This window comes from Stenotrophomonas sp. TWI1409 (assembly GCF_039673015.1).
GTDB classification, from domain to species: domain Bacteria; phylum Pseudomonadota; class Gammaproteobacteria; order Xanthomonadales; family Xanthomonadaceae; genus Stenotrophomonas; species Stenotrophomonas maltophilia_A.
Genome location: NZ_JBDJKU010000019.1, coordinates 24693 through 38174 on the forward strand (window position 1 = coordinate 24693; position 13482 = coordinate 38174).

The 13482-nt window shown below is 66.5% G+C and carries 12 protein-coding genes; 7 read left to right on the forward strand and 5 right to left on the reverse strand.

Features of this window, described 5'->3' with window-relative positions; genetic code table 11:
* Window positions 1–141: 141 nt before the first annotated feature.
* Window positions 142–1980: a glutamine--fructose-6-phosphate transaminase (isomerizing) gene (glmS, locus tag ABE423_RS08370; protein ID WP_071228878.1), complete on the forward strand. Its 1839-nt coding sequence runs from the start codon at window positions 142–144 to the stop codon at window positions 1978–1980.
* Between the two features lie 446 nt (window positions 1981–2426).
* Entirely contained in the window at window positions 2427–2858 is a 432-nt protein-coding gene (locus tag ABE423_RS08375) for a CBS domain-containing protein (protein WP_049421412.1), read from the forward strand.
* A gap of 67 nt (window positions 2859–2925) precedes the next feature.
* On the opposite strand, the gene ABE423_RS08380 is transcribed toward ABE423_RS08375, so the two are convergent.
* Complete coding sequence (locus ABE423_RS08380; protein ID WP_032129035.1) at window positions 2926–3354, reverse strand: VOC family protein; 429 nt, start codon at window positions 3352–3354, stop codon at window positions 2926–2928.
* A gap of 92 nt (window positions 3355–3446) precedes the next feature.
* The gene (gene gloA / locus ABE423_RS08385; protein WP_071228879.1) at window positions 3447–3965 is read right to left on the reverse strand and encodes a lactoylglutathione lyase; all 519 of its coding nucleotides are present in this window, start codon (window positions 3963–3965) and stop codon (window positions 3447–3449) included.
* 122 nt (window positions 3966–4087) lie between these two features.
* Here gloA and ABE423_RS08390 point away from each other — a divergent pair, with 122 nt between their 5' ends.
* Window positions 4088–5200: a PLP-dependent cysteine synthase family protein gene (locus ABE423_RS08390; protein WP_071228880.1), complete on the forward strand. Its 1113-nt coding sequence runs from the start codon at window positions 4088–4090 to the stop codon at window positions 5198–5200.
* 69 nt (window positions 5201–5269) lie between these two features.
* Here ABE423_RS08390 and ABE423_RS08395 read toward each other — a convergent pair whose 3' ends face one another.
* Window positions 5270–5674, reverse strand: coding sequence for a hypothetical protein (locus ABE423_RS08395; RefSeq protein WP_005411111.1), 405 nt, complete (start codon window positions 5672–5674; stop codon window positions 5270–5272).
* Window positions 5675–5850: 176 nt separating this feature from the next.
* Here ABE423_RS08395 and ABE423_RS08400 point away from each other — a divergent pair, with 176 nt between their 5' ends.
* Window positions 5851–7875 carry a M3 family metallopeptidase gene (locus ABE423_RS08400; RefSeq protein ID WP_346485729.1) on the forward strand — a complete coding sequence of 675 codons (2025 nt, stop codon included), beginning with the start codon at window positions 5851–5853 and terminating at the stop codon, window positions 7873–7875.
* 168 nt (window positions 7876–8043) lie between these two features.
* Here ABE423_RS08400 and ABE423_RS08405 read toward each other — a convergent pair whose 3' ends face one another.
* A complete protein-coding gene (locus ABE423_RS08405; protein ID WP_049399215.1) occupies window positions 8044–8847 on the reverse strand; it encodes an SDR family oxidoreductase in 804 nt (267 codons plus the stop codon).
* A complete protein-coding gene (locus ABE423_RS08410) occupies window positions 8844–9410 on the reverse strand; it encodes a DUF1415 domain-containing protein (RefSeq protein ID WP_032129027.1) in 567 nt (188 codons plus the stop codon). Before ABE423_RS08410 ends, ABE423_RS08405 begins: the two co-directional genes overlap by 4 nt.
* A gap of 193 nt (window positions 9411–9603) precedes the next feature.
* Here ABE423_RS08410 and ABE423_RS08415 point away from each other — a divergent pair, with 193 nt between their 5' ends.
* The 3 genes from ABE423_RS08415 (at window position 9604) to ABE423_RS08425 (ending at window position 13467) form a co-directional block, all read left to right on the forward strand.
* Complete coding sequence (locus ABE423_RS08415) at window positions 9604–11070, forward strand: benzaldehyde dehydrogenase (protein ID WP_346485713.1); 1467 nt, start codon at window positions 9604–9606, stop codon at window positions 11068–11070.
* Between the two features lie 17 nt (window positions 11071–11087).
* Window positions 11088–12215, forward strand: coding sequence for an NAD(P)-dependent alcohol dehydrogenase (locus ABE423_RS08420; RefSeq protein ID WP_032129025.1), 1128 nt, complete (start codon window positions 11088–11090; stop codon window positions 12213–12215).
* A gap of 157 nt (window positions 12216–12372) precedes the next feature.
* Window positions 12373–13467, forward strand: a complete 1095-nt coding sequence (locus ABE423_RS08425) for a helix-turn-helix domain-containing protein (RefSeq protein WP_238380432.1) — start codon at window positions 12373–12375, stop codon at window positions 13465–13467.
* Window positions 13468–13482: the final 15 nt, after the last annotated feature.

Sequence of the window (13482 nt, forward strand, 5' to 3'; positions counted from 1 at the left end):
GTGGGTCAATGGGTTGGGAGGCGCCCTGAAGTGTCCGGGTGTCCGCGGACACCTTTCCGGACACTTTCATTAAGCGGACAGGAGGGGGAGCGCGGGCCCGCAGGCTAGAATGCGGCGATCGTCTTCAAGGAAACGCGTGACATGTGTGGAATCGTGGGTGCGATCGCTGATCGCGACGTAGTGCCGGTGCTGATCGAAGGCCTGAAGCGCCTTGAGTACCGTGGTTACGATTCCTCGGGCATCGCGGTGATCGACCATGCCGAACGGCCGGATGTGCGCCGCGTGCGTCGTACCGGCCGTGTGTCGGAAATGGCCACTGCGGCCGAGGCCGAGGGCTTCAATGCAGTGCTGGGCATCGGCCACACCCGCTGGGCCACCCACGGTGGTGTCACCGAGGCCAACGCGCATCCGCACATCAGCCACGGCGTGGCGCTGGTGCACAACGGCATCATCGAAAATCACGAGGAGCAGCGCGAGAAGCTGCGTGCCCTGGGTTACACCTTCGAGTCGCAGACCGACACCGAAGTCATCGCGCACCTGATCCATCACCACCTGAAGGACGGCGACGACCTGCTGGTGGCGCTGCAGCATACGGTGAAGGAGCTGACCGGTGCCTACGCACTGGCCGTGGTCAGCCGCGCCGAGCCGGAACGCTTCGTCTGCGCGCGCATGGGCTGCCCGCTGCTGATCGGCCTGGGCGAGGGCGAGAACTTCGTGGCGTCCGACGTTTCGGCGGTGATCTCGGCCACCCGCAAGGTGATCTTCCTGGAAGAGGGCGACACCGCCGAAATCCGCCGCGACGGCGTGCGCATCTTCGATGAGCATGACCAGCCGATCGAGCGCGAGGTGCACCTGTCCGACGTATCGCTGGCATCGCTGGAGCTGGGCCCGTACCGCCACTTCATGCAGAAGGAAATCCACGAGCAGCCGCGCGCGCTGGGCGACACCATCGAGGCAGCGATCGACGCCGGTGGTTTCCCGGCCGAACTGTTCGGCAAGAATGCCGAGGCCGTGCTGTCAGGCATCGAAGGCGTGCAGATCATCGCCTGTGGCACCAGCTATTACGCCGGCCTGACCGCGCGCTACTGGATCGAAGCCATCGCCGGCCTGCCGTGCAGCGTGGAGATTGCCAGCGAGTACCGCTACCGCGCCGCCTATGCGAACCCGAAGCACCTGATCGTCACCATCTCCCAGTCCGGCGAAACGCTGGATACGATGGAGGCGTTGAAGTACGCCAAGTCGCTGGGCCACAGGCACACGCTGTCGATCTGCAACGTGCCGGAAAGCGCGATTCCGCGCGCCAGCGAGCTGGTCTGCTACACCCGCGCCGGCGCCGAGATCGGCGTGGCGTCGACCAAGGCCTTCACCACCCAGCTGGCCGCACTGTTCCAGCTGACCGTGGTGCTGGGCAAGCTGCATGGCCGCATCGACGCGGCGCAGGAAGCGGACTACCTGGAGCAGCTGCGCTTCCTGCCGGGCAGCGTGCAGCACGCGCTGAACATGGAGCCGCAGATCGCCGCCTGGGCCGAGCGTTTCGCCCGCAAGAGCAGCGCGCTGTTCCTGGGGCGTGGCCTGCATTACCCGATCGCGCTGGAAGGCGCGCTCAAGCTGAAGGAGATCTCCTATATCCACGCCGAGGCCTATCCGGCGGGCGAGCTGAAGCATGGCCCGCTGGCGCTGGTGGACGAGGACATGCCGGTAGTGGTGATCGCGCCCAACGACAGCCTGCTGGAGAAGGTGAAGTCGAACATGCAGGAAGTACGCGCGCGCGGCGGCGAGCTGTTCGTGTTCGCCGACCAGGACAGCAACTTCAACGAGTCCGAAGGCGTGCATGTGATCCGTACGCCGCGCCATGCCGGCGTGCTCAGCCCGATCGTGCACACCATCCCGGTGCAGCTGCTGGCGTACCACACCGCACTGGCACGTGGCACCGACGTGGACAAGCCACGCAACCTGGCCAAGAGCGTGACGGTGGAGTAACTCCGCCGGAACCGCTGGAAGCTGCATGCGAAAGGGGCCCCACGTGGGGCCCCTTTCGTTTGCGCCGGTGGTCGTGCCAAGTGGGACAGCCGCCGGGTGTTCTGTCCGCTGTCGGCAGCAGGCAATCAATCTTTAATGCGCGACATCGCCTGTATTCAGCGGCGGTTTCAGCCGCGGTGCCATTCTCTGAATCGTCAGTTGGTTCCCACGACGAACTGTCCTATCGATGCCGGTAGTGACCGATGGTCGCAGTCGTAGAATCGATTTGACCGAGGGCCGGGTTGAGCGGTTGAACCCACCTCGTTCGCGTTGCAGCACGTCGTCTGCCGATCCATTTCCACCGGCAGCCGGGTGCGCCAGACGTGCGCTGAAAGGTCTGTTCCCGGGGAGGGGGCGTATCGGAAGAGCACACTTTTTGACTTAGTGACCTGCACCAGGAAACAAGAATGAACGTCCGCGAACTCCTGCAATCCAAGAAAGAAGCTGTCATCACCATCGACGCCGAAGACACCATCGGTGCCGCCGCCCACAAGATGAGCGCGAACAAGATCGCTGCGCTGGTGGTGATGAAGGACGATGCCCCGGTCGGCATCATTTCCGAGAAGGACATCGTGCGCACCCTGGCCGACGACGGCCCGCAGGCCGGCCGCCGGGTGATCTCCAGCCTGCCGTCCACCGGTCTGGAAGGCATCGCGCCGGAAGCCACCCTGAAGCAGGCCATGTCGTTGATGACGTACTCGCGGCGCCGTCATCTGATGGTCACCGAAGGCGCCCGACTGGTTGGCATCCTCAGCCTGGGTGACATCGTGAAGAACCTGCTGGGCGAGCTGGAGCTGGAAAAGGCCGTGCTGCAGGACATCTACATGGCCGCCCACTGAGGGCTGGACCCTTGGATGCAGAGAAGCCGGGCATTGCCCGGCTTCTTCGTTTACGGCTTCGGTGATATCAGAAAGTGACCTTCACCGAATCGGCACTGTAGTTCGCCGGACCGTGATAGACCACTTCGATGTTGTTGCCATCCGGATCGAGCACGAAGGCGCCGTAGTAGCCGGGATGGTAGGGGCGCTCGCCGGGCGCGCCGTTGTCCTTGCCTCCGGCGGCGATGGCCGCAGTGTGGAAGGCATCGACGGTGGCGCTGTCGCGCGCCTGGAATGCCAGGTGGTGGCGGCCGGTCAGCTGGCCGGCGGCGGCCTCGCTGCTGGCGCTGGAAATGAACAGCTCATCGGCCCAGAAGTAATCCTCGCCTTCGCCGGCGATCGGGATGCCGATCGTGTCGAACACCGCCTGGTAGAAGCGCCGGCTGGCGGCCAGGTCGCGTACGACCAGCTGGATGTGGTCGATCAGTCGCCCGCGGTGCAGTTCCATCGTTTCCATACGAACCTCGCAAAAAAGGGGACGGAGGGGATTAAGTCGCTTCCAGCCAATAGTGCCAGAAACGACTTAATCCCCTCCGTCCCCTTTTTGGGTCAGACGTTGGCGATGATCTCGACCCAGTAGCCGTCCGGGTCCTTGATGAAGGCCAGGTTCTTCATGCGGCCGTCGGTCAGGCGCTTCTGGAAGGTCACGCCCAGGTCCTCGAAGCGCTGGCAGGCGGCTTCGATGTCCGGCACGGACACGCAGATGTGGCCGAAGCCGCGCGGGTCGCTGTTGCCGTCGTGGTAGACCGCGCCGTCCTGGGTTTCGGTGCCGTGGTTATGGGTCAGTTCCAGCACACCCGGCAGGCCGGCCATCCACACGCGGCGCTGGCTGTCGTCTTCCGGCACCACCGCGCCGGCCGGTACGTAGGCCAGGAAGTACAGGCTGAACTGGGCTTCGGCGAAGTCGCGCTTGTCGATCAGCTGGTAGCCGAGCACGCGGGTGTAGAAGTCCAGCGAGGCGGTGATGTCCTTCACCCGCAGCATGGTGTGGTTGAACACGAAGCCGGTGGTTTCGGCCGGGGCCTGAGCGGCGACGCCGGGGACATCGCGCAGGGCGGGAATGGTCATGGGGGAGGTCCTTCAGACAGGGCCGTTGCTGGCCGGATGGGGCCATTCTACCGGCCGTCACCTGACGGCACCGCGACGTACAATGGGCGGATCGCACCGTTCCGTTCTGAGCATTGCCCGCCATGTCGCAGCGTGAATGGGTGGCTGCCGCCATCCGCAAGATCGAAGCCGATTTCAATCGTTCCGCCGATACCCACCTGATCCCGCTGGCGCTGCCGGGGTTCGCGGGCATCGATGTGTACCTGAAGGATGAATCGAGCCATCCCACCGGCAGCCTGAAACACCGGCTGGCGCGCTCGCTGTTCCTGTATGCGTTGACCAACGGCTGGCTGCGCGAAGGCCGGCCGGTGATCGAGGCCTCCAGCGGCTCGACGGCCGTGTCCGAGGCCTATTTCGCGCGCCTGCTGGGGGTGCCGTTCATCGCGGTGATTCCGGCCACGACCTCGCCGGAGAAGATCGCCGCCATCGAGTTCCACGGGGGCCGCTGCCACCTGGTCGAGCGCGCCTGCGAACTCAACGGTGAATCGGAGAAGCTGGCCCGCGAAACCGGTGGCCACTTCATGGACCAGTTCACCTATGCCGAGCGGGCGACCGACTGGCGCGCCAACAACAACATCGCCGAATCCATCTTCAAGCAGATGGCCGAGGAGCCCAGCCCGGTTCCGGAATGGATCGTGTGCAGCCCCGGTACCGGCGGTACCGCAGCGACGCTGGGCCGCTATGTCAGCTACCGCCGGCATGACACCCGCATCCTTTGCGCGGACCCGGAAGTGTCGGTGTTCTTCGATGGCTATCAGGCTGCCGTGGCCGGCCAGCAGGACTGGCGCGGCCTGACCTGCAGCGGCGGTTCGCGCGTGGAAGGCATCGGCAGGCCGCGGGTGGAGCCGAGCTTCATCCCGACCAGCGTCGATGCGATGGTGAAGGTGCCCGACGCGCTGAGCCTGGCCGCGATGCGCCATGTCAGCCGCCAGCTCGGCCGCCGTGTCGGTGGCTCCACCGGCACCAACTTCATCGGTGTGCTGCAGGCGGCGCAGTGGATGCGTGAGGCGGGCCACCAGGGCAGCATTGTCAGCATCCTGTGCGACAGTGGCGAGCGCTACGCGCAGAGCTATTACGACCCGGCGTGGTACGCGCGCCAGGGCATCGATGTCGACGGCGCCGATGCGCAGCTGGCGGCGGCAGTGGCCGGGCAGGGGCTGCCGGAACTGCCGTGGTGCAGCCTGGAAGCGTTGTAGAGCCCTTGTAGAGTCGAGCCATGCTCGACTCCGGGAAAGAGCCGTCGAGCATGGCTCGACGCTACAGATTCAGTACCCCGCCGCGGTGAACGCGTCCAGCACTGCATCTCGCAGCGCATCGGGCAAGGCCTCGATGTCCATCGCGCGATCATCCAGATGCAGGCTCGGGTCCAGGATGCTGGCACGGCCCTGGGCCAGCGCCTGCAGCCACAGCAGCACGCAGATCACGAACTCGCGCTCATGGCCCAGCCGCAGCTGGCTGGCGCCGCGCTCGATCACCTCGAACGGGTACCACTCCTGGGCATCGTTGAACGTGCCGCCCTGCTGCAGCACTGCCTGCAGTTGCTGCAGGTGACGCGGGGCGTCGTCGCCGGCATCGCACAATGCGGCGATCCAGGTCAGTTCGGCCGGGCTGGCGGACAATGCCAGTGACCGGGCCGGTGAGGCGGATGCAACTGCAGCCAGACCTTCCATGTAGGGCCTCGTTCGGTGCGTACCGCTGCGGACTCCCCCGCAGCCAGAGCTTCAGCGCGGGACCGTAAGGCCGACGTGAATGCCGGGCCGTGCCCCCTTGTCAGCCCCGCCTGCCAGCGCCATATCCTGCATGCTGCCCGCCCGCCGGGCCCGTACCCTGGAGATCTGCCGTGACCATTGCCAACCCCCTGCTCGATTTTTCCGGCCTGCCGCGCTTCGAGGCCATCCGCCCCGAGCACGTGGCGCCGGCGCTGGACGTGCTGCTGGCCGAGGCCGAAGCCGCCGTCAGCACGGCCGAGCAGGTGCAGCCGGTGCGCTGGGAGACCTTTGTGGCCCCGCTGGACGATGCCACCGAGCGCCTGTGGCGCGCCTGGGGCCTGGTCGGCCACCTGCAGGGCGTGGTCAACACCCCGGAACTGCGTGAGGCCTACAACAGCAACCTGCCGCGGGTGACCCGCTTCGCCAGTGCGCTCAGCCAGAACCTGGCGTTGTACCGGCAGTACCAGACACTGGCCGCCAGCACCGAGGCGGCGCGCTTCGACGAGGCCCAGCGCAAGGTGCTGGACAACACGCTGCGTGACTTCCGCCTCGGCGGCGCCGAGCTGGCGCCGGAGGCGCAGCAGCGCTTCGCGGCGATCAAGGAAGAGCTGTCGGCGCTGTCGGCGAAGTTCTCGCAGAACGTTCTTGACGCTACCGATGCCTGGTCGCTGATCGTCGAGGACGAAGCGCGATTGAAGGGCCTGCCGGAAGACGTGAAGGCCGCCGCGCATGCCGCAGCACAGAAGGACGGCAAGTCTGGCTGGAAACTGACCCTGCAGATGCCGTGCTACCTGCCGGTGCAGACCTGGGGTGAGGACCGCGACCTGCGCGAGATCCTGTACCGTGCCAGCGCACAGCGTGCGTCCGAATTCGGCGATGACACGCTGGACAACAGCGGCAACATCGACCGCATCCTCGCCCTGCGCGCGGAACTCGCCGCACTGCTCGGCTTCGGTTCGTATGGTGATTATTCGGTGGCGACCAAGATGGCGCAGGACCCGGCCGAGGTGCTCGGTTTCCTGCGTGACCTGGCCTCGCGCGCCAAGCCGTTCGCGGCCAAGGACCGTGCTGAACTGGAACAGTTCGCACGCGAGCAACTCGGTATCGACAGCCTGCAGGCCTGGGACTTGGCATTCGCTGCCGATCGCCTGAAGCAGGCGCGTTACAGCTATTCCGAACAGGAAGTGAAGCAGTACTTCACCGAACCGAAGGTGCTGGGCGGCCTGTTCTCGGTAATCGAGCAGCTGTACGGCCTGCGCGTGCAGGAGGACAGCGCGCCGGTGTGGCACGAGGATGTGCGCTTCTTCCGCCTGGTCGATGCGCAGGGTGCGCTGGTGGGCCAGTTCTACCTGGACCTGTACGCGCGCGAAGGCAAGCGCGGTGGCGCGTGGATGGATGATTGCCGTAACCGCCGCGAGCGTGCCGACGGCAGCGTGCAGACGCCGCTGGTCTACCTGGTGTGCAACTTCGGCCGAGGTGCCAATGGCAAGCCGGCTACCTTCAGCCACAATGAAGTGACCACCCTGTTCCATGAAATGGGCCACGGCCTGCATCAGCTGCTGACCCGCATCGGCGAACTGGGTGTGGCCGGCATCAACGGCGTGGAATGGGACGCGGTGGAGCTGCCCAGCCAGTTCATGGAGAACTTCTGCTGGGAATGGGAGCACCTGCAGGCGATGACCGCACATGTGGACAGTGGCGAGCCGCTGCCGCGCGCGCTGTACGAGCGCATGCTGGCTGCACGCAACTTCCACAGCGGCATGGCCACCGTTCGCCAGCTGGAGTTCGGCCTGTTCGACATGCTGCTGCACAGCCAGTTCGAGCCGGCGCAGGACAGCGTTCTGGCACTGCTCGATCGTGTGCGCGCGGAAGTGGCGGTGAACCACCCGCCGGTCTGGAACCGCTTCCCGCATCAGTTCAGCCACATCTTCGCCGGCGGCTACGCAGCCGGTTACTACAGCTACAAGTGGGCCGAGGTGCTGAGCGCCGATGCCTATGCGGCGTTCGAGGAGGCGCCGCAGGCGCTGGCTGAAACCGGCGCGCGCTTCCGCGAAGAGATCCTGTCGCGTGGTGGCAGCCGCCCGGCGGCGGAGAACTTCAAGGCCTTCCGCGGCCGCGCGCCTCAGATCGACGCGCTGCTGCGCCACTCGGGCATGGCGTAAGGTGTTTGGTAGGTGCCAACCTTGGTTGGCACGTTACCGTTATCCACGCATGGCGTGGATCTACCGGAATGTTCGGACATGGCGTAACGCCTTGGTAGGCGCCAACCTTGGTTGGCGAAAAGCCCAGGCCAACCAAGGTTGGCCTCTACCGGGCGTCGCGCCTTGGGGTCATTCGGCGTAGATCATCTTCCGGGTCATGCCGCCGTCCACGATGAAGTCCTGGCCGGTGGTGAAACCGGACAGCGACGACAGCAGGTACACCGCCAGTGCACCGATGTCTTCGGGGCGGCCGACCCGGCCGACCGGGTGTTGCGCATGATCGATGGCTGAGTATTCCGGCGCGTGGCGCCGTGAGGGGGCCTGCCACGCAGTGGTGCCGATCCAGCCGGGGCTGATGCTGTTCACACGCACCGCCGGACCGGCGCTGATCGCAAGTGCATGGGTGAAGGCCACCAGCCCACCCTTGGCTGCCGCATAGGCTTCGCTGTGTGCTTCGGATTGCCAGGCCCGGGTGGAGGCGATGTTGATGATCGCACCGGCGGCGCTGGCGGTCAGTGCTGGCAACGTGTGCTTGCTGCACAGGAATGCACCGTGCAGTGACGACAGTCGGCGCTGCCACTCGTCCCAGTCCATATCCTGCAACTCTGTGCCGTGTGGACCGGCGATGCCCGCGTTGTTCACCAGTCCGTCGATACGGCCGAAACGCTGCAGGGCCACGGCGATGAAGTCGCGCACGCTGGCTTCGTCGGTGATGTCCAGGCGCTGGAACGCGGCATCCTCGCCGCGCTGCCATTCCGCCAGACACGCTTCTCCGGCCTCCACGTCCAGGTCGCCGATCAGCACGCGTCCACCGGCACCAAGTACGGCCTGGGCAATACCACGGCCGATGCCGTTGGCACCGCCGGTGACCAGCACAACCTTGCCCGATAGTGGCGCGGCCGGCCATGCGGCGATCGGCGGCACCGTGCTCACGTCAGGTCTTCGCCGCGCAGGCGGCGATGCCAGCCGTCCACACCGATGCGGTCCAGGGTCTGGATGTTGCGCTCGACGATCACGTCCGGGTCCGGATAGACATCCACCGCGCGTGCCACGCTGTCTTCGCGCAGCAGGTGCAGGGTGGGGAAGGGGGCGCGGTTGGTGTAGTTGCTGGCGTCGTCCGCGGCCACGCCATCGAACTGGTAGTCCGGGTGGAAGCTGGCCACCTGCAGGATGCCCTGCAGGTCCAGTGCCTCGATCGCTGCATCGGCGTTGTCGAGGAAATCGTTGTAGTCGAGGAAATCGGTCAGCACCTGCGGATGCACGATCAGCGTCGTGTCGATCTGCTCGGCCGGCGTATCGCGCAGCAGCACCAGCTCCTCGGCCAGCTGTTCAACCAGCGCTTCCGGCGTGGTCGCATCGCTGAGCACGATGCGGACCTGGTCCTTCACGTACACCGCCTTGGCGAACGGGCACAGGTTCAGGCCGATGACGATGCGCTCCAGCCACAGGCGGGTGGCGGCGATCGGGTCATCGGTGGGCAGGTGGGAATCGGTCATGGCGGGCACGTGGGCTGGCGGGGCCGCCATTGTAGGCAGTGTGCCGGTGCTGCGCTGTCCACTGTGCAGGAACTGGACAGTGGCGAAGCTGGAAATTCCTGAAGATTCAAACCGTTGCGCGCTACCGATGGATGGCCGATTGCCAGCCCGGGGCGACGGGCGTGGAATGGATGCACGACACAGGAGGACACTCATGACTGCATCTTCCCCGTGGCTGCCGGACGCCCTCTGGGCCGGCGCCTTCTTTGATGGCCACTGGCAGGCTGCCCCGCAACGGCACCCGGTGATTGAACCGGCCACCGGCCAGGAGCTCGGCGAGATCGGCCTGGCCGACCCGGCGCAGATCGCGCGTTCGGCGGCTGCCGCGGCACAGGCGCAGCAGGCTTGGGCGGCGGCGCCCTACGAACAGCGTGCCGACGTGCTGCGCAAGGCCGCGCGTCTGGCCGAAGAGAACATCGACACCCTGGTCGAGTGGCTGGTGCGCGAAAGCGGCTCGACCCGCCTGAAGGCCGGCTTCGAGACCAAGGTGACGATCAAGGCGCTGCACGAGGCCGCCGCACTGCCGTCGCGCAGCACGGGTGAGATCCTGCCCTCCGAGCCGGGCAAGCTGAATCTGGCGCGGCGCCGCCCGCTGGGTGTGGTCGGGGTCATTTCGCCGTTCAACTTCCCGCTCTATCTGGCGATGCGTGCGGTGGCCCCGGCGATCGCGCTGGGCAACGCTGTGGTTCTCAAGCCGGACCCGCGTACGGCAGTGTGTGGTGGCGCGGTGATCGCACGCCTGTTCGAGCAGGCGGGCCTGCCGGCAGGCGTGCTGCACATGCTGCCCGGCGATGGCGCGGCCGGGGCCGCGCTGACCAGTGACCCGCACGTGGCGATGATCCAGTTCACCGGTTCCACCGCCGCCGGGCGCAAGGTCGGCGAAGCGGCGGGCAAGCACCTGAAAAAGGTTTCGCTGGAGTTGGGTGGCAAGAATTCGTTGATCATCCTGGACGATGCGGACCTGGACCTGGCGGTGGCCAACACCGCGTGGGGCGTCTACCTGCACCAGGGCCAGATCTGCATGGCGACCGGCCGCGTGCTGGTGCACCGGAAGATCCACGACACGTTCCTGCAGAAACTGGTGGCCAAGGCCAACGCGCTGAAGGTAGGCGACCCGGCACGTGAGGACGTGGCGATCGGCCCGCTGATCAATGCTGGCCAGCGCGACCATGCTGCACGCGTGGTCGAGCAGGCGGTGCAGGCCGGTGCCACGCTGGAAGCGGGCGGCACGCACCGGGAGCTGTTCTTCGCACCCACCGTGCTCGGCAACGTTGCGGCCGACAATCCGGCCTTCAGCGAGGAAATCTTCGCGCCGGTAGCGGTGGTGGTGCCGTTCGACGATGACGACGAAGCCGTGCGCCTGGCCAACGACAGCGAGTACGGGCTGTCGATGGCGATCGTGTCCAGCAACGTCGGCCGCGCGCTGAAGATCGGCGAGCGCCTGCGTACCGGTCTGCTGCACATCAACGACCAGACCGTGAATGACGAGGTGATCAACCCCTTCGGCGGCGTCGGCGCGTCCGGCAACGGCACCAGCATCGGTGGCCCGGCCAACGGCGAGGAGTTCACCCAGTGGCAGTGGTTGACCGTCAAGGGCGAAGCGCCCGCTTATCCGATCTGATCGAAGGAGCCATCACGATGAACGACAACAACGCAACGCGTGAGATCACCGCCGCCGTGGTACGCGGCAAGGAGCAGCCCTTCGTCATCGAGCAGGCGACGCTGCGCGGTCCCCAGGACGACGAGGTGCTGGTGAAGGTGGTGGCCACCGGCCTGTGCCATACCGACCTGATCGTGCGCGATCAGTACTATCCGGTGCCGCTGCCGGCGGTGCTGGGCCATGAGGGGGCGGGCATCGTCGAAGCGGTTGGCCCGAACGTGCGCGACCTCAAGGCGGGGGATCACGTGGTGCTGACCTACGGCGCCTGTGGTCACTGCAATCCCTGCCGGGGTGGACACGGTGCTTACTGCAGGGATTTCTTCGCCCTGAACTTCGGTGGCGATGATGGCCACGGCCATACCGCCATCACCGATGCGCAGGGCCAGCCGCTGCACGATCATTTCTTCGCCCAGTCCTCGTTTGCCACCTACGCGCTGGCCCGCGAGATCAATGCGATCAAGGTGCCTGATGACGCACCACTGGAACTGCTGGGCCCGCTGGGGTGCGGCATCCAGACCGGTGCCGGTGCGGTGCTCAACTCGCTGCAGGTGCGGTCGGGCAGCAGCTTTGCAAGCTATGGTGCCGGTGCGGTGGGCCTGAGCGCGGTGATGGCGGCCAGGGTGGCCGGGGCCACCACCATCATTGCCATCGACGTGGTGCCTTCGCGCCTGGAGCTTGCTCTGGAGCTGGGGGCCACCCACGTGGTCAACAGCCGGGAGACCGATGTGGTCGAGGCGGTGCGTGCGATCACGGGTGGGGGTGCTGACTTCGCGCTGGAATCGACCGGTCGTCCGGACGTGCTGTCCGCTGGCGTCGAGGCGCTGGGTGGGCTGGGCATGATGGGCGTGGTCGGTGCGCCGAAGCTGGGCACCACCGCCAGTTTCGATGTGAACAACCTGCTGCTCGGCGGTCGCAGCATCCGCGGCATCGTCGAGGGCGACAGTGTGCCGCAGGTGTTCATTCCGCAGCTGGTGACCCTGTTCCAGCAGGGACGCTTCCCGTTCGACAAACTGGTGAAGTTCTATCCGCTGGAACAGATCAACCAGGCCGCCGAAGACAGTACCCGTGGCATTACCCTGAAGCCGGTGCTGCGCATCGCGGCGTAGTTTCCCTTGTTGGTAGTGCCGGCCGCTGGCCTGCATGGGGCAGATCCGTTTTCCATAACGGCTCTGCCCCTTTGTTTGAACGCGTCTTGAAACGGAAACGCTCCGTTGCCGAGACGTAACATGGCGTTGCCGCTGGCGGGTGTACGCTGCGTCCATGATGGCCACGACAGTCGGGCAGCAACAACTGGTGGCGGCACGTGCCGCTTTCGCCGACGGCGATGCGCGCTCATTGGGCGTGTTGCCGCTGCCGCTGCAGCAGTCATGGCTGCGTTCGCGCGCGGCGGGCCTGCAGCCGGGGCAGGAGCCGGACTATCGGCCGCTGCTGGGCGATGGCCGCCATCTGTCCCATCCCGATGACCGGCGCCTGGCGCGTTGCGTGCAGCCGGAGCTGGAACAGCTCTGGGCGGCCTTCGGTGGGCGTGGCTGGACGATGTTCTGCGCCAACCGCGACGGCATGGTGATCGCCCAGCAGGCCCACGGGCTGGAAGATGCTCCCTTGCTGCGGCCGATCCAGGTCGGGCGACAGCTGGGCGAGACCGAGATCGGCACCACCGCGCCAGCGGTCAGCCTGGCCGACGATGTGCCGGCACTGGTGCGCGGCAACGAACACTACCTGCAGCGGTTCGCGCCGGTGTTCTGCCTGAGCGAGCCACTGCACGATCTCGACGGTCGGGTCTGCGGAGTGATCGATATCACCGGTCTTGGCGAGCGCGATCCCGCGCTGCTGCAGGGCTATTTCCGGCAGGCTGCGCTGGCTAGCGAAAATCGCTTGTTCCACAGCCTCACCGACGTGCATCTGCTCGCCGTGCAACATGATCCGCGCTGGCTGGCGTCACCGCTGCAGGGACTGCTGGCGGTGCAGGAGGATGGCCAGCTGCGTGCAGCCAACCGCGTTGCACGGCGCCTGCTGGGCCTGCCACGGCGCGGGCCGTTGCCGCTGCTGGGTCTGGAAGCGCTGTTTGCCGGTGCCAGTGCGGCGCAACGGCGTCGGCTGCTGCAACCGGGCGCAGCGCATCGGGTCCGGTTGGGCGAGGGCAGTGCGGTCTACCTGCAGCGTCTGCAGGGGCCGCGGGGCGCGACGCACCGGTCTACTGTGCGAAGCACCCCGGCAGACCCAGGCGCGCCGCTGCTGCGTGACCAGCAGCGTGAGGCCGCGCGTCGCGCGGCCCTGGCCGCTGACGGCAACCTCAGCCTGGCCGCACGCCAGTTGGGAATCTCGCGCACCACGCTGTACAAGCTGCTGCGCGATTGACCGCGTAGTCCACCG